The sequence below is a fragment of the Bradyrhizobium sp. 482_C4_N1_8 genome (assembly GCF_052075965.1).
GTDB classification, from domain to species: Bacteria; Pseudomonadota; Alphaproteobacteria; order Rhizobiales; family Xanthobacteraceae; genus Bradyrhizobium; species Bradyrhizobium barranii.
Genome location: NZ_CP197231.1, coordinates 1,913,276 through 1,934,041 on the forward strand (window position 1 = coordinate 1,913,276; position 20,766 = coordinate 1,934,041).

Annotated in this window: 21 protein-coding genes and 1 pseudogene; 12 read left to right on the top strand and 10 right to left on the bottom strand. The window is 65.9% G+C overall.

Annotated elements, in window-relative coordinates:
* Positions 1 to 38 precede the first annotated feature (38 nt).
* Positions 39 to 677 (bottom strand): Vgb family protein, encoded by a 639-nt coding sequence (locus AB7Z56_RS09035; RefSeq protein WP_063981505.1) that lies wholly within the window; start codon positions 675 to 677, stop codon positions 39 to 41.
* A 28-nt stretch (positions 678 to 705) separates the two neighbouring features.
* Positions 706 to 1,926, bottom strand: coding sequence for a hypothetical protein (locus AB7Z56_RS09040; protein WP_063981506.1), 1,221 nt, complete (start codon positions 1,924 to 1,926; stop codon positions 706 to 708).
* Between the two features lie 150 nt (positions 1,927 to 2,076).
* Here AB7Z56_RS09040 and AB7Z56_RS09045 point away from each other — a divergent pair, with 150 nt between their 5' ends.
* Positions 2,077 to 2,871, top strand: a complete 795-nt coding sequence (locus AB7Z56_RS09045; protein ID WP_063981507.1) for a DUF899 domain-containing protein — start codon at positions 2,077 to 2,079, stop codon at positions 2,869 to 2,871.
* A complete protein-coding gene (locus AB7Z56_RS09050) occupies positions 2,864 to 3,133 on the top strand; it encodes a hypothetical protein (RefSeq protein WP_063981508.1) in 270 nt (89 codons plus the stop codon). The genes AB7Z56_RS09045 and AB7Z56_RS09050 overlap by 8 nt, the downstream gene beginning before the upstream one ends.
* Before the next feature lie 140 nt (positions 3,134 to 3,273).
* On the opposite strand, the gene AB7Z56_RS09055 is transcribed toward AB7Z56_RS09050, so the two are convergent.
* The 3 genes from AB7Z56_RS09055 to AB7Z56_RS09065 form a co-directional block, all read right to left on the bottom strand.
* Positions 3,274 to 3,606, bottom strand: coding sequence for a GIY-YIG nuclease family protein (locus AB7Z56_RS09055; RefSeq protein ID WP_063981509.1), 333 nt, complete (start codon positions 3,604 to 3,606; stop codon positions 3,274 to 3,276).
* A gap of 206 nt (positions 3,607 to 3,812) precedes the next feature.
* Positions 3,813 to 4,235: a c-type cytochrome gene (locus tag AB7Z56_RS09060; RefSeq protein ID WP_063986139.1), complete on the bottom strand. Its 423-nt coding sequence runs from the start codon at positions 4,233 to 4,235 to the stop codon at positions 3,813 to 3,815.
* A gap of 110 nt (positions 4,236 to 4,345) precedes the next feature.
* Positions 4,346 to 5,053, bottom strand: a complete 708-nt coding sequence (locus AB7Z56_RS09065) for a L,D-transpeptidase (protein ID WP_063981510.1) — start codon at positions 5,051 to 5,053, stop codon at positions 4,346 to 4,348.
* Positions 5,054 to 5,328: 275 nt separating this feature from the next.
* On the opposite strand from AB7Z56_RS09065, the gene AB7Z56_RS09070 reads away from it, so the two are divergent.
* From AB7Z56_RS09070 to AB7Z56_RS09080, 3 genes are all read left to right on the top strand, one after another.
* Positions 5,329 to 6,381 (top strand): glycosyltransferase family 4 protein, encoded by a 1,053-nt coding sequence (locus tag AB7Z56_RS09070; RefSeq protein WP_063981511.1) that lies wholly within the window; start codon positions 5,329 to 5,331, stop codon positions 6,379 to 6,381.
* 35 nt (positions 6,382 to 6,416) lie between these two features.
* On the top strand, positions 6,417 to 7,106 hold the full coding sequence (locus AB7Z56_RS09075; protein WP_063981512.1) for a class I SAM-dependent methyltransferase: 690 nt from the start codon (positions 6,417 to 6,419) through the stop codon (positions 7,104 to 7,106).
* A 238-nt stretch (positions 7,107 to 7,344) separates the two neighbouring features.
* Positions 7,345 to 8,004 carry a hypothetical protein gene (locus AB7Z56_RS09080; protein ID WP_014492925.1) on the top strand — a complete coding sequence of 220 codons (660 nt, stop codon included), beginning with the start codon at positions 7,345 to 7,347 and terminating at the stop codon, positions 8,002 to 8,004.
* 376 nt (positions 8,005 to 8,380) lie between these two features.
* Here AB7Z56_RS09080 and AB7Z56_RS09085 read toward each other — a convergent pair whose 3' ends face one another.
* Complete coding sequence (locus tag AB7Z56_RS09085; protein WP_063981513.1) at positions 8,381 to 10,045, bottom strand: aminotransferase class III-fold pyridoxal phosphate-dependent enzyme; 1,665 nt, start codon at positions 10,043 to 10,045, stop codon at positions 8,381 to 8,383.
* Positions 10,046 to 10,080: 35 nt separating this feature from the next.
* Between AB7Z56_RS09085 and asd the strand changes: the two genes are divergently transcribed.
* Positions 10,081 to 10,944 (top strand): archaetidylserine decarboxylase, encoded by an 864-nt coding sequence (gene asd / locus AB7Z56_RS09090; protein WP_063981514.1) that lies wholly within the window; start codon positions 10,081 to 10,083, stop codon positions 10,942 to 10,944.
* A gap of 67 nt (positions 10,945 to 11,011) precedes the next feature.
* Positions 11,012 to 11,575 carry an NUDIX hydrolase gene (locus AB7Z56_RS09095; protein WP_063981515.1) on the top strand — a complete coding sequence of 188 codons (564 nt, stop codon included), beginning with the start codon at positions 11,012 to 11,014 and terminating at the stop codon, positions 11,573 to 11,575.
* Positions 11,576 to 11,878: 303 nt separating this feature from the next.
* Here the strand turns inward: AB7Z56_RS09095 and AB7Z56_RS09100 are convergent.
* Both AB7Z56_RS09100 and AB7Z56_RS09105 read right to left on the bottom strand, forming a co-directional pair.
* Positions 11,879 to 13,331: pseudogene (locus tag AB7Z56_RS09100) on the bottom strand (FecR domain-containing protein).
* A 436-nt stretch (positions 13,332 to 13,767) separates the two neighbouring features.
* Positions 13,768 to 14,553 carry a DUF2147 domain-containing protein gene (locus AB7Z56_RS09105; RefSeq protein ID WP_283017507.1) on the bottom strand — a complete coding sequence of 262 codons (786 nt, stop codon included), beginning with the start codon at positions 14,551 to 14,553 and terminating at the stop codon, positions 13,768 to 13,770.
* A 190-nt stretch (positions 14,554 to 14,743) separates the two neighbouring features.
* On the opposite strand from AB7Z56_RS09105, the gene AB7Z56_RS09110 reads away from it, so the two are divergent.
* From AB7Z56_RS09110 to AB7Z56_RS09125, 4 genes are all read left to right on the top strand, one after another.
* Positions 14,744 to 15,604, top strand: coding sequence for a DUF2147 domain-containing protein (locus AB7Z56_RS09110; RefSeq protein WP_063981518.1), 861 nt, complete (start codon positions 14,744 to 14,746; stop codon positions 15,602 to 15,604).
* A 130-nt stretch (positions 15,605 to 15,734) separates the two neighbouring features.
* Positions 15,735 to 16,067: a hypothetical protein gene (locus tag AB7Z56_RS09115; RefSeq protein ID WP_063981519.1), complete on the top strand. Its 333-nt coding sequence runs from the start codon at positions 15,735 to 15,737 to the stop codon at positions 16,065 to 16,067.
* A gap of 340 nt (positions 16,068 to 16,407) precedes the next feature.
* On the top strand, positions 16,408 to 17,613 hold the full coding sequence (locus AB7Z56_RS09120; RefSeq protein WP_063981520.1) for an extensin-like domain-containing protein: 1,206 nt from the start codon (positions 16,408 to 16,410) through the stop codon (positions 17,611 to 17,613).
* A gap of 1 nt (position 17,614) precedes the next feature.
* The gene (locus AB7Z56_RS09125) at positions 17,615 to 18,202 is read left to right on the top strand and encodes a histidine phosphatase family protein (protein WP_063981521.1); all 588 of its coding nucleotides are present in this window, start codon (positions 17,615 to 17,617) and stop codon (positions 18,200 to 18,202) included.
* 18 nt (positions 18,203 to 18,220) lie between these two features.
* Here the strand turns inward: AB7Z56_RS09125 and AB7Z56_RS09130 are convergent, their stop codons facing one another.
* Together AB7Z56_RS09130 and AB7Z56_RS09135 are read right to left on the bottom strand one after the other, a co-directional pair.
* A complete protein-coding gene (locus AB7Z56_RS09130) occupies positions 18,221 to 18,562 on the bottom strand; it encodes a DUF6665 family protein (protein ID WP_063981522.1) in 342 nt (113 codons plus the stop codon).
* Positions 18,563 to 18,616: 54 nt separating this feature from the next.
* On the bottom strand, positions 18,617 to 19,252 hold the full coding sequence (locus tag AB7Z56_RS09135) for a TetR/AcrR family transcriptional regulator (protein WP_063981523.1): 636 nt from the start codon (positions 19,250 to 19,252) through the stop codon (positions 18,617 to 18,619).
* Positions 19,253 to 19,451: 199 nt separating this feature from the next.
* On the opposite strand from AB7Z56_RS09135, the gene AB7Z56_RS09140 reads away from it, so the two are divergent.
* A complete protein-coding gene (locus tag AB7Z56_RS09140; protein ID WP_063981524.1) occupies positions 19,452 to 20,762 on the top strand; it encodes an HlyD family secretion protein in 1,311 nt (436 codons plus the stop codon).
* Positions 20,763 to 20,766 lie beyond the last annotated feature (4 nt).

A 20,766-nucleotide genomic window follows, 5' to 3' on the forward strand; every position in this document is an offset into this window, starting at 1 on the left:
GCGGCAGCATCGGTGCCGCGCATCCGTCATCGCGCACCTTAGCTGCGCCGCGGGCGGCGAACCGCCCTCACATTGCCGCGATCGCCACCGCCGCAGAAGAAGCGGTCGCCGCCGTCGGACTCCAATCCTGACACCATCGTCCCGGCGGGCAGGTCGAGCTGCTCCAGCACCTTGCCGGTCTCGGGATCGATCCGCCGCAAATCGCTTTCCTCGCCCTCCCAGGTGCCATGCCAGAGCTCGCCGTCGACCCAGGTGACGCCGGTCACGAAGCGCTTGCTTTCGATGGTGCGGAGGATCTTTCCCGTCTCCGGATCGACCTGATGGATCTTGCGCTCGCGATACTGACCGACCCACAGCGAGCCCTCCGCCCAGGCCAATCCGGAATCGCCGCCGCCGCCCGGGGCCGGAATCGTGCTGATCACCTTGCCGGTGGCGGCGTCGATCTTCTGGATGCGATCCTCGGCGATCTGGAACAGGTGCCGGCCGTCGAACGCCGTCCCCGCATGCGCGGCGACATCGATGCAGCGTGCGATCTTGCCGTTGGCCGGATCGACCGCATTCAGCTTGTCGCCGGATGCGAACCAGACATGGGTGCCGTCGTAGGTGACGCCATGCACGGCCTCGACACCCGCAAAAGGTCCGTACTCCCTGACGATCTCGGCGGCGGAACGCTTCATGTGCTTGATCCCTCTGATGTGATCCAACTTACGCCTTCAGGAGCGGTCCGGGGAGTAACAAGCCTGTCGGGAAACCCGGGACGGGCGGGGTCATCCAGCGCCGTGCCCGGCCGTGTCCGAACGATTGCACCTTGTTCGACCGCGCCAGCTCTTCGAGGGCCCGCTGCACGGTGCGGGCGCTCGTCCCCAGCGCCAGCGCGAGCGCCGAGCTTGACCAGGGCTCGCCGTCGGAGAGGACGGCGAGCACCGCGGCGTGCTTCTCCTCGACGGGACGTGCCAGCACGAGGACGTCGCGCGTCTTGCGCGGCGCCAGCACAAAACCCTGCTTCGTCGCGCTGATGTCGGCCAGCGGCTTGAGCTGGGTGCGGAGCCGCCCGATCTCCACGCGCAACCGCGCGCGATGCGATTCGTCGGCGTGCTTCGCCCGGAACGCGCCTGATATCAGCGCCTCTCGCGAGACATCGGCGGGCCATGCCTGCGCCAGGAGGCGGGCGAGCGCGAACAGCACCGGGCGCGTTCCGAGCGATACGACGCGGCCTTGCCTGCGCAGGGCATGATGAAAGGTGTCCACGACGAGCGCCGTCGAGGTCGCCAGTCTCTCGACCTCCCCGAGCAACAACGGATGCTCGCTGCCGCGCGCGATCAGGCGCGCCGCCGGCGTGTCGAGGATCAGGTTCGCGTTGTCGACCTCGGCCACGAGCGCCGGGATCTTCGCCTGCCGCGCTGCGTGAGCCGCGCGGTTGAGCGCCGCGCGCGCATCTTTCGCTCTCAGTCGTCTGATGGCGATGCCGGCGACCACGAGCTCGCGGACGACCTGAGAGGCAGGCGGGAGCGGGGAGGGGCTGAGCTCGGCCAGCGTGCGCTCGGCTTCGTCGAGCTGCCCGACGAGGAGGAGGCGGCGCGCCTCGATGTGGCCTGCATGAGCTGCATTGGCGAGATCGCCGTGCTGTTCGAGCGTCGCGCGGGCCGCTGCGAGCGTTTTCACCGGCCAGCTCAGGTCGCGCGAGACGAGCGCGATCTCGGCTTCGGCCACCACGCATCTTGCGCGCGCCACCGCCTCTCTCGGACCGAACGCGCGCGCAGCGCTCCGCAGCAGCGTCTTCGCCTTCGCGAGATCGCCGAGCTGCGCCATCGCGATGCCGCGTAGCGCCAGCGACGGTGCATCGTTGCGCAGCGCAACGCGGTTCAGCGCGCCGAGCGGATCGCCGGCCTCAAGCGCGCGCGCGGCGGCCGTGATCAGCGAGTCCATTCAAATCCCGCCACACTTGTTACTCCCTCCGCGCAACCGCTTGGTGCCAGAAATCGTTGACGACCGACAATGTGCGGTGAGGGTCGAGCGGTTCCGCGTCCGTCGTAGCGCGACGCGGAATGACCGCCCGGGCAAGAGGAATGGAGAGCCATGATGACATCAGCAGACAACGCAGGAACTAACGGACAGGCCGCCATGCAAACACCGCCGGTGGTGTCGCCGCAGGACTGGGAGGCCGCCCGTCAGCAACTGCTCGTGAAGGAAAAGGCGCATACCCGTACCCGCGACGCCCTCGCCGCCGAGCGCCGGCGCATGCCGTGGATGGAAGTCACCAAAACCTATGCGTTCGAGGGGCCCGGCGGCAAGATCAGTCTGGTGGATCTGTTCCAGGGCCGGCGGCAGCTGATCGTCTACCGGGCCTTCTTCGAGCCGGGCGTGCTCGGCTGGCCCGATCAAGCCTGCCGGGGCTGCTCCATGGTGGCCGACCAGGTCGCCCATGTCTCGCATCTGAACGCCCGCGACACCACGCTCGTGTTCGCCTCGCGCGCGCCCCAGGCCGACATCATCAGGCTGAAGCAGCGGATGGGCTGGACCATGCCCTGGGTCACCGTCACCGACAGTTTCGACGCCGATTTCGGCGTCGACGAATGGCACGGCACCAACGTGTTCTACCGCGACGGCGACCGCATCTTCCGCACCTACTTCATCAAGAGCCGCGGCGACGAGCAGATGGGCGGCACCTGGAACTATCTCGACATCACGCCGCTCGGCCGCCAGGAGGTCTGGGAGGACTCGCCAAAGGGCTATCCGCAGACGCCGACCTACAAATGGTGGAACTGGCACGACAGCTACGCGGAAGGCGCTGCGCCCGACAAGAAATGGGTCGAGATCTCGACGGCCGGCGAGAAGGCCTTTCGCGACGAGGCCGCGGAAGGCCGTGACTAGTCCCGCCAACGTGGCCACCGGCGCGAGCCGCGATGGCGTGGTGGCCGCACGCCACCTCGCCAGATGGCTGGCTCTGGCGGCGACGCCGACCTTCGCGATCATGGCCGTGCTGACGGCCGTGCTCGGCGGCCCGGCGGACATGCTGTGTGCCGCCGGGTACGGCTCCGTGCTGAGTGGGATGGTGCCGATGTATCTGCTGATGAGCGCGTTTCATTCAGCGGCATGGCTGAGGCTGATCGCGGAGCGGCGGCGGGCGCGGTAAGCGGTAAGCGGCTTCCGCCGGTGTGAACGCCTCGTCCTTCGAGACGCGCGCAAGAGCGCGCTCCTCAGGATGAGGCTAACTAGCGCTTCGTAGGTTAGTGCAGGTCCTTCGAGGAAAACCTCGAGCCGCGCACTCCGCCCTCATCCTGAGGAGCCCGCCGCGGGTGGGCGTCTCGAAGGATGATGAGATCCGCGCTTTGCCAATTCATGCAGCTCGGCAAAATCTCCGCGCATGAAGGCTTCCTTCTTGGCGCGGCTCCATTTCTTGAGCTTGCGCTCGCATTCGATCGCGTCGGTAATCCGGTCGAACCATTGCGAGAAGACCAGGGTCACGGGCCTGCGTGACTTCGTATAGCCGCCGAACGTGCCAGCGTTGTGCTGCGCGATTCTGAGCTCAAGCTCGGTGCGCGTCGTGCCGATGTAATAGCTGCCGTCGACGCATCTGAGAATGTAGAGGTACGCGCCTTCTGTCATCGTGCCCGCCCCATCCTTCGAGACGACCGCTTCGCGGTCTCCTCAGGATGAGGCTAACTGGCATCCATGACGTGGTGCAAGCACTGTGGACAGATTTGCGGCCACGCACTCCGCCCTCATCCTGAGGAGCCCGCCGGAGGCGGGCGTCTCGAAGGATGCGCCGCAATCGCATCGCAAACCAAAATGCAGCGGTGCACCGTGGCCCGCTACTGTGAACCCGATGTCGCCTGCAGATACGCAACCACCCTAGCCGCGTCCTCCGCGGAGACGCCGCCATAGGGCTGCATCTTGTTGCCGGACACGACCTCATCCGGCTTGACCATGAAGCGGGTCAGCTTGTCCCGGTCCCAGACGAAGCCGGCGTCCTTCATCGACGGAGAGTAGTTGTAGTCCGGCAGCGAGCCGGCCTTGCGTCCCACGATCTTGCTGAGATTGGGACCGAGGCGATTGTCGCCATCCTTCACCGAGTGGCAGGTGCGACAGGAATTGTTGAAAGCCTGCTGGGCCGCCTCGTCGTTCGCCGGCTGCTGGGCGAGCGAAGGGGGCGCTGACAGGAGCAGCGTCAATGCGCCGGCACCAACGATCGAGCGCAGCCATGGACCTGGCGACCTTTGCAGGCGTGATCGCATCCGCGCCTCCGAACAGTGCTTCTCCAGGCGAGGCCGCCCGGAGAGCATGATGCAAACGAAAACGGCCCCGGTGGGTTCCGGGGCCGTTTGCGTCACAATGTCCTGTCGCGTTAGCGCGTTGCGGCGCCGAGATCCGCGCGGCGTTCCGTCATCGGCAGCACGATCACCTTGGTGCCGACGTTGACGCGGGAGTAGAGGTCGGTGACGTCGTCGTTGGTCAGGCGGATGCAGCCGGACGAGACGTGCTTGCCGATCGTGTCGGGGGCGTTAGTGCCGTGGATGCGGTAGATGGTGCCGCCGAGATACATGGCGCGCGCGCCGAGCGGGTTGCCGGGGCCGCCGGCCATGTGGCGCGGCAAATAGGGCTGGCGGGCGATCATTTCCGGCGGCGGGGTCCAATCCGGCCACTCGGCCTTCTTGGTCACCGACTGTACGCCGGACCAGGTGAAGCCGTCGCGGCCGACGCCGATGCCGTAGCGAACGGCCTGGCCGTTGCCGAGCACGTAATAGAGATAGGTGTTGGGCGTATCGATGATGATGGTGCCCGGCGCCTCACGCGTCGCATAGGAGACGGTCTGGCGGCGGAAGCGCGCCGGCATCTCGACCGCATCCTGATCCTCGGACGGCGCGGCCTGGTAAGGCGTCGCCTGATAGGGCTGGTAAGGCTGCGGCGCGGCCATCGGCGGCAGCGGCTGGAAGAAGGGGAAGAGCTGCACGGGCGCAGCCTTCACCGGACCGGCAAATGCGATTGCGGAGATCGCGACGGCGCTGAGCGCAACGGCGCACGAATACGTCTTGAACGTGTCCAGATTGATCATTGATCGCCCCTGTTTGATCGGTGTTTCTTGACCACCGCGGCACCGTTTCGGTGCTCCGTTGCCCAAATCACTAACGACAAAACGTTTCGGGAGCTTTGCGCGGAAAACCGAAAACGGTTTCATGGCGGAAAGGATTTGTTTCATGACGGTTTCGTGGCGGCGCGGACCCGTTAACCAACAAAACAGCGGGCCGACACTTCTGTGACGTCACACGCCTGAAATATCCGTGGTTGATGGTCCTAAGCCGAGAATCATCAAACTCTCGGGATTTCCCCATGCGGGTATTAATCGCGACTGACGCCTGGCATCCGCAGGTTAACGGTGTGGTCCGGACGCTGACCTCGCTGGCGAATGCGGCCAAGGCGCTCGACGTCGAGATCGACTTCCTCACCCCGGACGGCTTTCGGTCCTGGCCGCTACCGACCTATCCGGGCCTGCGCATCGCGCTGCCGAGCGGCAAGGAGATCGCGCGGCGGATCGAGAAGGCCGCGCCGGAAGCGCTGCACATCGCGACCGAGGGGCCGATCGGCTGGGCCGCGCGCGCTTATTGCCGCCGCAACCGCCTTGCCTTCACCACCTCCTACACGACGCGCTTTCCCGAATACATCTCGGTGCGGACCGGTATCCCTGATGCCGTCGGCTATGCCGTGCTGCGCCACTTCCACGATGCCGCCGCGATGACCATGGTGGCGACGCCTTCGCTGCGGCAGGAGCTCTCCGAGCGCGGCTTCAAGCGGCTCGGCTTCTGGACGCGCGGCGTCAACACCGAGCTGTTTCATCCAGACAGCCCGGCCAAGCTCGATTTGCCGGGCCCGATCTTCATGACCATGGGCCGCGTCGCGGTGGAGAAGAACCTCGAAGCGTTCCTCTCGCTCGACATGCCCGGCACCAAGGTCGTCGTCGGCGACGGCCCGCAGAAGGCGGCGCTCGAAAAGAAATATCCGGATGCCGTCTTCCTCGGCGAGAAGAAGGGCGCGGATCTGACCGCGCATCTCGCCGCCGCCGATGTCTTCGTCTTCCCGAGCCTGACCGACACGTTCGGTGTGGTGCAACTCGAGGCGCTCGCCTGCGGCACGCCGGTGGCGGCGTTTCCGGTGACGGGCCCCAAGGACGTCATCGCCGATCATCCGATCGGCGCGATCGACCATGATCTGCGTACCGCGTGCCTCCGCGCGCTCACCATGTCGCGCGAGACCTGCCGTAACTTCGCGCTGGAGCGTTCCTGGGAAAACAGCGCGCGGCAGTTCGTCGGAAACCTCACCTCACTTCAGCCCAGCCGCATCCTGCGCGCCTCGCCGGTCATGGCGCGGCGGCCGGTGCGCGGCTGATCTGCAACGTTTGACCCACAGCGAGAACCTCATCGATGGCTAAGATCATGAACCTTGACGGCACCCAGCAGCTCGACCTCACCCGTGGCACGGTTGAGCAGGCCTATGACCGCTGGGCGCCCGTCTACGATCTCGTGTTCGGCGGCGTGTTCGCCAAGGGCCGGCAGGCCGCGATCGCGGCCACCAACAAGATCGGGGGCCGTGTGCTCGAGGTCGGCGTCGGCACCGGCATCTCGCTGCCGCTCTACGCGCCGCATCTGCGCATCTTCGGCACCGACATTTCGGAAGCGATGCTCGACAAGGCGCGCCAGCGCGTCACCGAGGGCAATCTGAAGAATGTCGAGGGCCTCGCGGTGATGGACGCCGAGAAGCTCGAATTCCCCGACAATTCCTTCGACGTCGTGATGGCGCAATATGTCGTCACCGCCGTGCCGAACCCGGAAGTGGCGCTCGACGAATTCGCCCGCGTGCTGCGCCCGGGCGGCGAGCTGATCATCCTCACCCGCGTCAGCGCCGATACCGGCATGCGCCGCTTCATCGAGCAGAAGCTCCAGCCGGTGGTGCGTCCGCTCGGCTTCCGCACCGCCGAGTTCGCCTGGTCGCGTTATGCGAAGTGGCTCTCCGGTGCCAAGGGCATCGAGCTCGCCGAGCGCCGCCTGATTCCGCCGCTCGGCCATTTCTCGCTGGTGCGCTTCCGCAAGGTCGACGTCGCCAAGGCAGCCTGACCGTCACTCCTTATGGTGAGGAGGCGCGTAAGCGCCGTCTCGAACCATGAAGGCCCGTGCTGATGCAGCTCGGCCTTCATCCTTCGAGACGCGCGTTCCGCGCTCCTCAGGATGAGGGGAGAGAGTAACACGTGCGTCATCGCGCCGCTGCACATCGTCACATGACAAAATGATGATGTCACACGGCCTACATCGAATCCCTGTAAATCCTGAACCCGAAAGCATTTTGGGGGAGAGCATGATCAAGAATTATCTCGAGCAGCTGCGGATCCAGCGCTGGGACGACCATCGCTACTATCACCACAGCCGCATCAATCAGAGCCTGCACTTCGTCAGCGCGCTGAGCTTTCTCTTCGCCTATGTCTGGCTGTTCGTCGATCCCATGATCTCGGCGCTGGTCGGCTGGCTGGTGTCGATGACCTCGCGCCAGGCCGGTCACTTCTTCTTCGAGCCGCACGATTACGACCACATCAACCAGGCGACGCACGAGTACAAGGAAGACATCAAGGTCGGCTACAACCTTCAGCGCAAAGTGGTGCTGATGGCGATCTGGGCGCTGTCGCCGCTGGTGCTGGTTGTCGATCCGACGCTGTTCGGCCTGTTCACGCCCTGGGCGAGCGCGACCGATTTCATGCGGCAGGTCGCCAAGATCTGGCTGGTGATCGGCGGCGGCGGTCTGTTGTTCCGCACCGTGCACCTGTTCTTCATCCGCGATGTCGAGACCGGCCTAGTCTGGATGACCAAGATCCTGACCGATCCCTTCCACGACCTGATGCTCTATCGTAGCGCGCCGCTCGCCCTGATGCGCGGCGAGCTGATGGATCCCGGCCTGCACCTCAACCCCGAGCACACGCTGGGTTTGATCTCCGAGCCCACGCTCGAAGAGCAGCACGCCTGAGCGCGCTGTTCTCACACAACACTCCGATGTCTGATGGTTACGTCATGCCCGGCCTCGTGCCGGGCATCCACGTCTTGGGGATACCTTTAAAGTGACTCAGCGGAGCCCAGCGCTCTCTTCACCTCGCCCCGCTTGCGGGGAGAGGTCGGATTTGCGCGTAGCGCAAAGCCGGGTGAGGGGGGCTCTCCGCGGGGGGGCTGCTAGTGGATCGTTGATCAACTCTCACCGCATGCGCGGAGACTCCCCCTCACCCCGACCCTCTCAGCGCGAGCGTAGCTCGTCGCGGCCCCGCATCCGCCTTCGCCAAGGCTTCGGCGGACAAGGGCGGGGCGAGGGAGAAGGGCGGGCGGTGATCGGGGTTAAGAGTGAGAAAGCCTCAGCGCCCGAAACGCTTGGCCAGCATCTCTTTCAAAATCTGCCGCTTGATATTCTTGTTGGTGAGCACGCCGTCGTGCCACCAGAAGCCGTCGGCTTTCATCTTCTCGGCGGCGCGAACGAACCGCTCGGCGACCTCGGTGAAATCGGCGTCGGTGTAGTTCAGGCTGAAGATCAGTCGGCCAGTGCCGACCCAGCTCAGCGACAGGCCTTCGGCGCGCAGATAGTATTGCAGCATCCAGTTGTAGCGGGACGGGGTGGTGTATTTCACCGTCCAGATCGACGAGAAGTTGGCGAACCGCACCGGCAGGTCGGCGTCGGTCATCATCTGGTTGAGCTTTTGCGCGCGGCCGTTCCAGGTAGCGTCCAGCCCATCATAGATGGCACGGAAGTTCGGGCTGGCGAGGCGGCTCAAGAACTCGTCCATCGCCGTCATGACGTAGGGGTGCGAGTTGAAGGTGCCGCGGGCGAAGCAGATATCGGCGGGACGATCGTCGCGGAAGCGGCGCATCAATTCCTTCTTGCCGCAGACGACGCCGACCGGCAGGCCGCCGGCAAGGCTCTTGCCGTAGGTCACCATGTCGGCCTTGACGCCAAAGTACTCCTGGGCGCCGCCGGCGGCGAGACGGAAGCCGACGAAGACCTCGTCGAAGATCAGCGCGATGCCGCGCTCGGTGCAGACTTCGCGCAGCTTCTTGAGCCACTCGGTATACGCCGCGCGGTCAAAGTTGCCGCCGCGGGAGGAATCGACCAGCGAGGAATCGCCGGGCGCGTTGCCGTTCGGATGCAGGCCCTGCAACGGATTGACCAGGACGCAGGCGATGTCCTTGCGCGTGCGCAGCACGTGCAGCGTCTTCTCGGACATCTCGGCGAGGGTGTAGGTCTCGTGCGCGGGAATGGGGTTGCCGACGCCGGGCTGCACGTCGCCCCACCAGCCGTGATAAGCGCCGGCGAAACGGACGAGATGGGTGCGCTTGGTGTGGTAGCGCGCCAGCCGCACCGCCTGCATCACGGCCTCGGTGCCGGACATGTGGAACGAGACCTCGTCGAGGCCCGAGATCTGGCAGAGCCGCTGCACGTTCTCGAGGATGACGGGGTGGTAGGGGCCGAGCACGGGTCCGAGTGCATGCGCGCGCTTCTCCGAGCCCTCGATGCACTCCTTGTAGAAGTCGTTGCCGAAGATGTTGACGCCGTAGGATCCGGTGAGGTCGTAGGAGGTGTTGCCGTCGACATCCGTGACGGTGACGCCGCTGGACGATTCCATGAAGGTCGAGGTGCCCAGATGCTCGCGGACGAGGCGCGAGAACTGGAACGGCACGCGGTAGGTTTCGGTGAAGTGCAGGTCGGAGATCTTTTCCGCCGCTTCCTTCGTCATCGCGCGGCCCTTGGGGTAGCGCTCGGCGTAAAGGCTGGCGAGGCGGAAGAAGGCGTCCTTGCGCTGCTGCACCACGTTATCAGGCGCGCCGTCGCAGCCGAAGTACTTGTCGCCCTCGAACTCGTAGAACGGGAGCAGCTTGGCCACCCGGCGCGACATCTTGGAGTGTCCGGCGAGCGACCGGTGCTTGGCGCGGGACAGTTCGATCCGCGCTTTGATCTTCGGGAAGGCGGCGGCAGCGGACGCTGCGGCGGCCACGGAAAATGAGAGAATCGGGAGTGTCGTTTCCATGACAACAAGCGCTAATACTGCGAGCTGACAGATTCATGACAGTCAAAGCCCTCATTGCCTCTTTCACCCAGCAGGAAGACCTCAACTTCCTGTTGACCAACCGCATCCCCCGCGCGGCCCTGACCCGCTTCATGGGCCGATTCTCCAAGATCGAGAACCCGCTCGTCAGGGACTTCTCGATCGCGCTGTGGAAGCTGTTTTCCGACCTCGATCTATCGGAGGCGCGCAAGACCCACTTTAGGAGTCTGCACGATTGTTTCACCCGGGAACTCAAGCCGGGGCTGCGGCCCTTTGATCCCGACCCCTCCATTGTCGCCAGCCCCTCGGACGGCATCGTCGGCGCCCATGGCCGGATCGCCGACACCGAGCTGTTCCAGGTCAAGGGCGCGCCCTATTCGCTGCTCGACCTGCTCGGTGACTCCGCGCTCGTGGATCAGCACCGCAACGGAAGCTTCGTCACGCTGCGGTTGACCTCGAGCATGTATCACCGCTTCCATGCGCCCTATGATGCACATATCGAGCGCGTCACGCTGATCCATGGCGACGTCTGGAACGTCAACCCGATCGCGCTGAAGCGGGTCGAGCGTCTGTTCTGCAAGAACGAGCGCGCGGTGATCCGCACGCATTTGTCGACCGGCGAAGCCGTGACGCTGGTGCCGGTCGCCGCGATCCTGGTCGCGAGCATCCGCCTGCACTTCCTCGACATGGTGCTGAACGCGCAGACTCGCGGCCCGGTCAATTTCCCCTGCGACGTCAACGTGACCAAGGGCGAGGAACTCGGCTGGTTCGAGCACGGCTCCACCATCATCATCCTGGCGCCGGGTGATTTCAACTTCTGCGACGGCATCGGCGAGGGCACCCGCATTCGCGCAGGTCAAGCGCTGTTGAAGAAGAACTAGCCTTCAATCCGCCGCGTCGGCAGCCTATATCGTCGGCGGGCCGATTGGATCGACACGGAATGTTGTGATGGCGCGGGCGCCGGTGATGGCGGCGGGTGGTATTGTGCTGCGGCGTGGCGCACCGCCGCTGGTTGCGGTCGTGCGCCAGCGCAAGCGCAACGAATGGGTTTTGCCCAAGGGCAAGCTCGACGACGGCGAGACGCCGAAGGAAGCCGCGCACCGCGAGGTGCTGGAAGAGACCGGCCACGATGTGGCCATCCACGAATTCCTCGGCACGCTCGTCTACCAGTCGGGAGGGCGCTCCAAGGTCGTGCATTTCTGGCGCATGGAGGCCGAGGGCGGTCCCGTTCGCAAGCTGATGAACGACATCAAGGCGGTCGACTGGCTCACGCTGGAGGATGCGCTCGCGCGCCTGTCGCGTGAATATGAGCGCGCGTTCCTGGTGCAGGTCGGTCCGATCGCGCTCGCGGCGGCCGGGCTTGAGCCTACGCCGGTGCCCGAGCCGGCGCCAGCAACCGACGACATCGATGTAGCTTTGCAGACGCTGACGCCCGCCGAAGCCGCGTCAGTTGGCGAGCTGCCTCATGGGCTGTTGCAGAAGGTGAAGGCCTGGCTGCGGGGAGAGGCGTAAATTGTCTTCACGCTGCTCTGCTCGCGAGTTTGGAAACATCCGCGAGCTAGCAAGTTTGTGGGAGCCTTAGTTCCCTCCAAGTCGTCATTGCGAGTGCAGCGAAGCAATCCAGAGTCCCTCAGCGGAAAGATTCTGGATTGCTTCGCTTCGCTCGCAATGACGGAGGAGAGGGCCGCGCACTCGACGTCGGCCCTCATGGTGAGGAGCGCGCACCGCGCGCGTCTCGAACCATGCGGCCCGACTGTGGCCTCGCCCTTCGAGATGCTTGCTTCGCAAGCTCCTCAGGGTGAGGGGAGGCACCGTTCACCGCCGCTCTTTCTTCTCCTTCGGAGCGGGCGCCGGTCTGCGCGGTGCTGCGGGACGTTGCGCGGCGGGGAGGCGCTGCTGGAATCCGCCCTGGCGCTGGATGCCGCCTGGCTGCTGAGCCGCGGGCGGCTGGCCCGGCTGCAATCCGGTGCGCGGCGTTTGCGGCTGCGGCGCCGTGCCCGGCTGTGACGGCACGACTCCGCCGGGCTGCGCCGGGGTCTGTCCGTTTCGCTGTGGCTGCGTCTGCAACGCGCCGCCGGGCTGCGTGCCTTGTCCAGTACGCGGCGCACCTGCCGGCTGTCCCGCACCTTGCTGCTGACCTGGTTGCTGCTGGCCCTGCTGCTGCTGGCCTCGCTGCTGCTGACCCTGGCCCGCGCGCGGCGTACCCGGTTGCACGGCGCCGCCTTGTCCTTGCCGCTGCGGCGGCTGCGCGCCCTGGCGGCCCGGCGTGCCCGGCTGCTGCTGGCCCGGACGGTTGTTCTGGCCGGGCTGGCCGTTCGGCCGCTGCGGCTGCTGACCGGGTGCTGTCGTCGGCCGCAATTGCTGCTGCTGCGGTGGCTGGGTCGGCCGCGGAATGCGGCTGATTGCGGTCGGATTGGCACGGCGGAAGTCGCGCTGCTCGGTGACGATCTGCCGGCCCGTGGTCTGCGCCAGATGCACCTGGCTGACGAAGCCGCGGTCGCGCGTGATCTGCTGCGGAGCGATCGTGATCGGCACGGCGGCAAAGCGCATGCCGCCTGTGCCTCCGGCGCCCGGGCGGATCGCAAAACCGCTTGCGGCCTGCGTCAACGCGCCGAGTCGCGTGCCGCTGGTGCGATCGTTGACCTCGATGTGGCCGACCCGGCCGTCGGCGTCGGGATAGAGCTTGATGTTGACGTTATTCGCAGCACTGGCCGCCGCGCCTTCGGGAACGTCGACGACGCCGGTGGTGCCGCGGATGCCGAGCGTTGCGGTCGGCGTTGCGATCTTCATGTCGCCGGTCTTCGCCACGGCTGCCGCAACGAAGGCAACGGTGCCCTTGCCGATGTCGAAGATCGCCGAAATTTGCTTGCCGCCGTCCTCATAGACGTAATTGTCGATGGTGATCTTGGCGCTGGCGGAGAGGTTGAACGTGGTGGCGTCGTTGAAGGTGATGCCGAGCGAGGAGTTCGACGAGGTCTGCACGACGTCGTTGAGATAGATGTCGTCGCGCACGCGCAGCGGATACGAGTTCTTGTCGCGGACCCCCCGTCACGGTCGCGACGTTGCCGATCGGCTCGACGGCAGCGGGTTGCGCGTCCGTGGCGGGCGCAGGTGAAGCCGACGGCGTCGGGGACGGGGTGGGATTTGGCTGCGCTTGGGGCTGGGCCTGCGCAAGCTCGATTGCATCGGATGCGAGCGCCACGCTCGCGCCGGCCAGCGGCAACGCCAGCAACGGAAGCGCGAAGACGAAGCGGCGCCAAGCCACCATTGATGTCACGAGGAAGTCCCGGTGAGAGCGCGAGGCGAGATCGGCCGATATCAGCCGGGGTTAGCTGAATGGCGGATGAACATGTGTCGCATGGACGGGGCGAACGTTCAAACGGCGCTCTCTCCCCTCATGGTGAGGAGCGCGCCCTTGCGCGCGTCTCGAACCATAGAGGCCCAGCTGTTGATTCGGGCCTCGCCCTTCGAGACGCCTGCTGCGCAGGCTCCTCAGGGTGAGGGGATAGAGTTTGCTTGCTTGTGGCGCAGTGTCTCTCGGATCGTCATGGCCGGACTTGTTCCGGCCATCCACGCCTTGACGCGCGGTACTGAGAACGTGGATGCCCGGGCCTTCTCCTCGCCGAAGCGGCTTCGGCCGCGCAGGCGGGACAAGCCCGGGCATGACGATCATTGTGCACCTGTCGAGGATGACATCGTTGATGTCAGCTCACGCGCTTCCAGGTCTGGCCGCCGCAGAACATGCCGCCGAAGGCGCAGCCCTGCACGCGCATCGCATTCGGGCCCTTCATCGCGATCATGGAGTCGTAGTTGCGGCCGGAGTCGGGATCGTGGATGCGGCCGCTCCACTTCGCGCCGTCGGGCTTCATGTTGATCAGGATGCGCTCGTTGGACTTCACGGCGTAACCGCAGAGATTGGCGCCGCACTGTTCGACGCGGACATTGCCCTTGTTCTCTTCGGTCGCCCAGACGCCGATCGGCGTATTGGCGGCTTGCACGGGCGCGGCAGCAACCGGCGCCGGAGCGGGCGCGGGAGCAATCGCGACCGGTGCGGGCGCGGCAACGGGAGCCGTGACCGGCGCGGTGTTGTCGTAGCCGGCGGCCGGAGCGGCGGCAACCGTCGTGGCGGGCGCCGCGGGGGCGGCGACAGCAGGCGCTGCCGGCGCGGTCGCCTGCAGCGGCGCCTGTTGCACGGGCTGCTGCTGCACCGGAGCCGGCGCGGGCTGCGCGGTCGTCGTGGACGGAGCTGGCGTGGTGTCGTCGTCGTCCTTGGAGCCGCCGAGGCCCTTGAGGTTGATGTTGTTCAGCTTGATCGGCTTGTCCGACAGGCCCGGTGCGACGATCGTCACGCAATCGAGCGAGGCGCAGTTGGGCGGCGTCTCGATGCGGATGTGCTGGCCTTCGATCTGGAACGCAATCGAATTGCCGGCATGCGCGGCGGCGGTCGAAGCGAGGAAGAGCGCGGTGGCGGCGATGGTGAGCTTGTTCATGGCAACCTCTGAAAATTGTGCCGGTCTGAACTGGTGTCGCTGGTGGATGAAGCGTGGTTCGATCCTACGCCGGGCCTGTCCCGCCTTCTGTGATGGACGTCACAACGGACCGCGTCGGCTGGGTGAGGCAGCGCACATTCAGCGGCAAGTCAGCCCGCGTAACCTCGTCGCGACACAGAGGGAGGCACCGATGAAGCGGCTTGCGACATCGCTTGGCACATTGATCGCTTTGGCGGCGATGGCGTCGTCAGCCCAAGCCGGTTCCTACACCTTCTCGATCGGCGGCCACCGGTTTCATGTCGAGGCGCCGCGGAATTGCCGGTCTGCTTCCTGCGTGTCGGTTTCATCCAATCGCAGGTTCCGGCCGACGAACGACGTCGACACGACATCTGCTCCGCCGCCCGCGGTCGCGCCGTCGCAACCGGCTTGTCCGGCAGCTCCGGTCAGGCCGGCGCCAGCGGCCGTCGTCGTGACACCGCCCGCGCCGCCCGCCCCCGTCATGGCCGCTGCCACATCGCAGCCCGTTGTCTTGCCGCCGCCAAGACTCGAGGCGCCGAGCCCCGATCCGCCGAGAGTTGAGCTGCCGCGCATGGATCCGCCGAAGACCGTCCTGCTCGATCCGCCGCGCATGGAGGCGACGGCCGTCGCTCCGAGGCCCGACGAGACTTCATCGATCGCCCAGGTCAGCGATAACGAGCCGGCTTATTCGCCGCTCGGCGAATGGGAGAGCGCCGGCGCCAAGGGCACGGTTCGCATCGAACGCTGCGGCGCCGCGCTGTGCGGCTATGCGCTGACCGAAGCCTTGAGCCGGGGCGAAAGCGTGCTCGTCAACATGAAGCCGAAAACGCACGAGGCCTGGACCGGCAGCATCTACAGCCGTTCCAGCGGCAGCACCTATTATGGGACGATGACGCTGACGGCTTCCGGCAGGCTCCGCGTCGAAGCCTGCGCGCTCGGCCACTTCTGGTGCTCCGGCAACGACTGGACGCGCGTCGAGGAGCGGCAGCAGAAGGTGATCACGACATCACGGCAGTGGGGCGCAAGGTCGTAGCGTTTCTTTTACCCTCCCCTCCAGGGGAGTGTGGCAGCTTGCCCCTGTCCAATTTGTAATCGTCCTGCACCGAACCTGCTTCTCGCTTGCACGCGACCGATGGCTGATGACGCATGCAAGGAGAGCCAACATGAAACGTTTAGGCCTCATCGCCGCGCTGCTGATCGGCTGCGCGATCCCAGCCCACGCCGACACCGACATCTGGAACAACATGCTGAAGCAGCAGCGCGGCGACGATGCGCTGCATGTCGACAGCGCGTTCTGCGACGCGCAGCTCGGCGCGCCGCAGAACGGCACGGTGACCTCAGCGCAATACAAGCGCTGCATGCGCATGCGGGGCTGGCGCTTCAGTCATACGGATCGCGAGAAGGACGACGGCTATCCCGATCCCGATAATCCCGGTCTCGTCTGCCACGACTTCAAGATCGGCGGCGTCACGGGATCGTCCTGCTCGAATTTCTGAGCACGGCAATAGGCTCGACGGCCGGATGATCCGGCGCCGCCGGGCAATCCCGTGATGCGGTCGGTGATGTCTCTAGATCATGCCGAGCACGATGGCGCCGACAAAGGCCATGGCGAGGCACGCGGTAACAACGCTCAGTCTCCCGGCGAACGTCATAAAATCGCTCCCGCTGTTGCCCCCGTGCGAGCGCATTATAGTTAACAGAGAGTCTCTTTCCGAAAAAGTCAGCCTTGCTTCCGCTGCTGCCGGGCGGCGTATGCGTGTGCGCGCCGGTATGGTTAAAGAACACTAAAATCAACACGTTGAAGAGTCTTTAAGTAAATTCACCGAACGTACGTGCATGACGCGCGGAGTTCGTTTGTATCTCGTCGGCTCCATCGTCCTTGTTTCGCTGGCGGGTTGCGGACGCGGCTTTTTCCAGGCCGAACGTGAACCGTGGCGGGCCGAGGCCGAGGCCGCATGCCTGAAATCGGGCGCGGTGAAAGAGGGGCCGGATCTCGTCCGCATCGACCCGATCTCGGGCCCCGGCATGTGCGGTGCCGAGTTCCCGTTGAAGGTCGCTGCCATCGGCGAAGCCTCGAGCAGCTATGGCTTTGCCGACGAGGAACTGCGCCCGCCGGGGAGCATCGGCAACCAGCCGCGGTGGCCGGTGACGCAGCCGCGATCGAACCCTCCGCAGAGCCAGAACTATCCCTCAGCCTCCTACCCGCAGCGGTCGAACTATCCCGAGAGCGCGGTGCGCCAGCCCTCCGGCTATGGCAACGCGGCCGGCCCGATGTCGCTGAACGCGCCCGGCGTGGCACAGCAAGAGGACGAGATCGACCTGCCGCCCGAAGGCACCGATGCCGCGGGCGCCGCACGCTACATGAATGCGCCGAGCTATCCGGCGCGGCCGGCGCCGTACTCGCAGGCGCCCGCGCAGCAACCTTTGCCGCGTCTTGGTCCGGCGCAGGGCAATCCCGTCATCGCCGTCGGCCCCGTCGCGATCAAGCCGACCGCGACGCTCGCCTGCCCGATCGTGTCCGAGCTCGATCGCTGGCTCGCCGACACCGTGCAGCCATCGGCGATGCGCTGGTTCGGCGCCCGCGTCGTCGAGATCAAGCAGATCTCCGCCTATTCCTGCCGTGGCATGAACGGCAACTCGCACGCCCACATTTCCGAGCACGCCTTCGGCAACGCGCTCGACATCGCCGCCTTCGTGCTCGCCGACGGTCGCCGCGTCACCGTGAAGGACGGCTGGCGCGGCATGCCGGAAGAGCAGGGGTTCCTGCGCGACGTGCAATCGGGCGCGTGCGCGCATTTCACCACGGTGCTCGCGCCGGGCTCGAACGTCTATCACTACGATCATATCCATGTGGATCTGATGCGCCGCGCCAGCCGCCGCCTGATCTGCCAGCCCGCCGCCGTCTCGGGCGACGAGGTCGCCGGCCGCGCCCAGCAGCGCAACCCTTACGCCGGTCGGCGTGATCCCTATGTCACGGGCTCGCTCGGAACGCGCAAGAGCGCGACGCGCAAGCAGGAAGAGGACGAGTACGCCGACGAGTAAGATGACCGCCGATATCGTCCGCTATCTCACCCATCCGCAGGTGCAAATCGATCCCGCCGTGCCGGTGCCGCAATGGGGCCTGAGTTCGGTCGGTCGCGCGCGCGCCGAAGCGCTGGCGAATGCGGGCTGGCTCGCGAGCACCACGCAGATCGTCTCGAGCGCCGAGCGCAAGGCGATCGAGACCGCGGAGATCATCGCAGGCCGCCTCGGACTCATGATCGAGATCCGCGAGGCCATGCATGAGAACGACCGTTCGGCGACCGGCTTCCTGAAACCGGCCGAGTTCGAGGAGGTCGCCGACCAGTTTTTCGCGCAGCCACATCTCAGCGTCCGCGGCTGGGAGCGCGCCGTCGATGCGCAGGCGCGCATCGTGCGCGAGACCGAGGCGGTGCTCGCCCGCAACCGTCCCGGCGATGTTCTCTTCGTCGGCCACGGTGCCGTCGGCACGCTGCTGTTCTGTCACCAAGCCGGTCATGCCATCGATCGCGTTCACGATCAGGCGGCCGGCGGCGGCAATTGCTTCGCATTCACCCGGGAGGGGCGCCGCGTCCTGCATGGGTGGCGCAAGATGGAAGAGATCGGGGCCTAGCTCCGGGGTGCCGGGCAGTCACTTCGAGGCCGGCTTCGACGGTGCGGGGACCAGCCCCATGCACCGCTGCACCTCGCCCGGAACGTTGTAGGTCCGCATGATATGGCGGCTGTCGCGCAAGCCGGTCGCCTCACGTTGCACCACGAGCATCCAGAGCGCCTGGCCGGCTTCCATCACCAGCTTGCGCCTCGCCGGTTGCATCGAGGTCGGCGTCTCCGCGTGCGCGTGCGCGGCGTCGAATTCGCGCAAGCGCGCAAGGCTCTGTTCGAGTGCACTGCCCATCCGTCCAAGCGCTGAGGCCTGTTCCTGGACGATCTCGTAATGGAGGATATCGACAGGCGGGCGAAGATCACGGGACATGGCGCTTAATATAGTGCCGCGGCAGCGGCCTGCGCAACGCGTGGCCCGCTGCTGCTACGTCGCGCGGTACGCCGCCAGAAACATCCGCGTCGCGCTGTCGACGACCTCGGTCATGCGCTCTTCCGAAGGCGCGGGCGCGGCCTGGAAAACGAACGGCAGGAAGAGCGAGGCCTTGCACAGCTCCATGAACTGCGACGCGGCAAGGTCGCAATCGTCGATCTTGAGATCGCCGGAAGCGACATGGATTTTGAGATATTCGGAGAGCCGGTTGATGGTCTTGTCCAGCACGCGCAGATAATAGCGGCGGCCCACGTCAGGCATGCGCTCGGCGATCGCCATCACGGTGCGGATCGCCGAACCGCCGCCGGGCCGGCACAGCAGATGGATATAGGCCCGGCCAAAATCCTTCAGCGTGGTCTCGGCGTCGCGCGCGGGATCGAAATTGAAAACGACCTGGCCGTGCTGGAGCGCCTCCTGCTCGAGGATGGCTTCGAACAGCGCGCATTTGTCGGCGAAGTAGACGTAGAGCGTGCCCTTGGAGACCTGCGCGGCGCGCGCGATCTCGCCCATGCTGGCGCCGTCGAAACCGAGATCCATGAACACCTTGCGGGCTCCGTCCAGGATCTGGCGGCGCTTGGAGCTGTCCTCCTCCTGGACGACGTGGAGATGTTCGCGGCCGGCTACAACCATTGGTTCAGCGTCTCGGAAGGTTTCTGGATCGGGCTCGACCCATGAAACCCAAATAAAGGATTCGGGCCAGTAGGGTCCTGCCCGGGAATATTATCTATGTTGACCGAACCGTTCGGTCAATGATATTTGGGATGGGCGAGAGGGAACCGGCCGCAGGACGGCCGTCCCTGGTCGCTGCTTTTTTGTTGGGGAGGCCTTTATGGCCGTATCGAGAGACCAGGCTGCGCGTGTCCTTCGCCAGGAAGCGGTGGAGACGACGCCGGGGCAGGCCGGCAGTGAAGCTGCGACCGAGAAATCCGTCGCCCTTGCCGAGCAGTTGCGCTCTCATGTGGCCGAGGAAACCAAGCGCCGCACCAATGAGGCGCCGGAGACGCCCGTGACCGACAAGCCGGCTGCACCCGCTGCCGCCGACGCGCCGAAGCCCGGCAAGCGCAAATTCGTCCTGATGGGTGTTGGCCTCGTGCTGGCGCTCGCGGCCGGGAGCTATGCCGGCTACTACACGCTGGTCGGCCGCTTCTACGTCGCCACCGACGACGCCTATGTCCGCGCCAACAACACCATGCTGGGCGCGCGCGTTGCCGGCCACATCTCTTCGATCCTCGCCGGCGACAACACGACCGTGCGCGCCGGCGACGTCGTCTTCCGCATCGATGACGGCGACTACAAGATCGCGGTCGATGCCGCCGCGACCAGGATCGCGACCCAGCAGGCCACCATCGATCGCATCGGCCGCCAGATTGCAGCGCTCGACAGCCAGGTTGCACAGGCCAAGGCGCAGCTCGTCTCGGCCGAGGCGGGCCTCAAGCGCGCCGATCTCGATTATGAGCGCCAGCAGGCGCTGAGCAGCAAGGGCTTTGCTTCGCGCGCCACGTTCGAAAGCTCGGAAGCCGGACGCGACCAGGGCGCCGCCGCGGTCAAGGCCGCCCAGGCCGCCTACGACGTCGCGGTCAGCAATGTCCACGTCACCAAGGCGCAGCAGGCCGAAGCGCAGGCGCAGCTCGCCGAGCTCAAGACCTCGCTCGCCAAGGCCGAGCGCGATCTCGCCTTCACCGCGGTGCGCGCGCCGGTCGACGGCACGTTCTCGAACCGCCTCGTCAGCGCCGGCGACTTCGTCGCGGTCGGCCAGCGCCTCGGCAACATCGTGCCGCTCGACGACGTCTATATCGATGCCAATTTCAAGGAAACGCAGCTCAAGCGCATCCGTCCCGGCCAGCCGGTGACAATCAAGGTCGATGCCTACGGCATGCGCAAGTTCTCCGGAATCGTCGACAGCATCGCAGCGGGCGCGGGCTCGGTGTTCACGCTGCTGCCACCCGACAACGCCACCGGCAACTTCACCAAGATCGTGCAGCGCGTGCCGGTCCGCATCCGCGTGCCGAAGTCGGTGGCGAAGCAGAACCTGCTCCGCGCCGGCATGTCGGTGTATGCGACCGTCGATACCAACAAGGGCGCGGCCGACGCCGACAGCGAGATCGATCTCGACGATCCCACCGCGATCCACCCGCAGTAGCCAC

Coding starts and splice junctions, on each gene's coding strand:
- AB7Z56_RS09035 (WP_063981505.1), bottom strand. CDS start 677: ATGAAGCGTTCCGCCGCCGAGATCGTCAGGGAGTACGGACCTTTTGCG.
- AB7Z56_RS09040 (WP_063981506.1), bottom strand. CDS start 1,926: ATGGACTCGCTGATCACGGCCGCCGCGCGCGCGCTTGAGGCCGGCGAT.
- AB7Z56_RS09045 (WP_063981507.1), top strand. CDS start 2,077: ATGATGACATCAGCAGACAACGCAGGAACTAACGGACAGGCCGCCATG.
- AB7Z56_RS09055 (WP_063981509.1), bottom strand. CDS start 3,606: ATGACAGAAGGCGCGTACCTCTACATTCTCAGATGCGTCGACGGCAGC.
- AB7Z56_RS09060 (WP_063986139.1), bottom strand. CDS start 4,235: ATGCGATCACGCCTGCAAAGGTCGCCAGGTCCATGGCTGCGCTCGATC.
- AB7Z56_RS09065 (WP_063981510.1), bottom strand. CDS start 5,053: ATGATCAATCTGGACACGTTCAAGACGTATTCGTGCGCCGTTGCGCTC.
- AB7Z56_RS09070 (WP_063981511.1), top strand. CDS start 5,329: ATGCGGGTATTAATCGCGACTGACGCCTGGCATCCGCAGGTTAACGGT.
- AB7Z56_RS09075 (WP_063981512.1), top strand. CDS start 6,417: ATGGCTAAGATCATGAACCTTGACGGCACCCAGCAGCTCGACCTCACC.
- AB7Z56_RS09080 (WP_014492925.1), top strand. CDS start 7,345: ATGATCAAGAATTATCTCGAGCAGCTGCGGATCCAGCGCTGGGACGAC.
- AB7Z56_RS09085 (WP_063981513.1), bottom strand. CDS start 10,045: ATGGAAACGACACTCCCGATTCTCTCATTTTCCGTGGCCGCCGCAGCG.
- asd (WP_063981514.1), top strand. CDS start 10,081: ATGACAGTCAAAGCCCTCATTGCCTCTTTCACCCAGCAGGAAGACCTC.
- AB7Z56_RS09095 (WP_063981515.1), top strand. CDS start 11,012: ATGGCGCGGGCGCCGGTGATGGCGGCGGGTGGTATTGTGCTGCGGCGT.
- AB7Z56_RS09105 (WP_283017507.1), bottom strand. CDS start 14,553: ATGAACAAGCTCACCATCGCCGCCACCGCGCTCTTCCTCGCTTCGACC.
- AB7Z56_RS09110 (WP_063981518.1), top strand. CDS start 14,744: ATGAAGCGGCTTGCGACATCGCTTGGCACATTGATCGCTTTGGCGGCG.
- AB7Z56_RS09115 (WP_063981519.1), top strand. CDS start 15,735: ATGAAACGTTTAGGCCTCATCGCCGCGCTGCTGATCGGCTGCGCGATC.
- AB7Z56_RS09120 (WP_063981520.1), top strand. CDS start 16,408: ATGACGCGCGGAGTTCGTTTGTATCTCGTCGGCTCCATCGTCCTTGTT.
- AB7Z56_RS09125 (WP_063981521.1), top strand. CDS start 17,615: ATGACCGCCGATATCGTCCGCTATCTCACCCATCCGCAGGTGCAAATC.
- AB7Z56_RS09130 (WP_063981522.1), bottom strand. CDS start 18,562: ATGTCCCGTGATCTTCGCCCGCCTGTCGATATCCTCCATTACGAGATC.
- AB7Z56_RS09135 (WP_063981523.1), bottom strand. CDS start 19,252: ATGGTTGTAGCCGGCCGCGAACATCTCCACGTCGTCCAGGAGGAGGAC.
- AB7Z56_RS09140 (WP_063981524.1), top strand. CDS start 19,452: ATGGCCGTATCGAGAGACCAGGCTGCGCGTGTCCTTCGCCAGGAAGCG.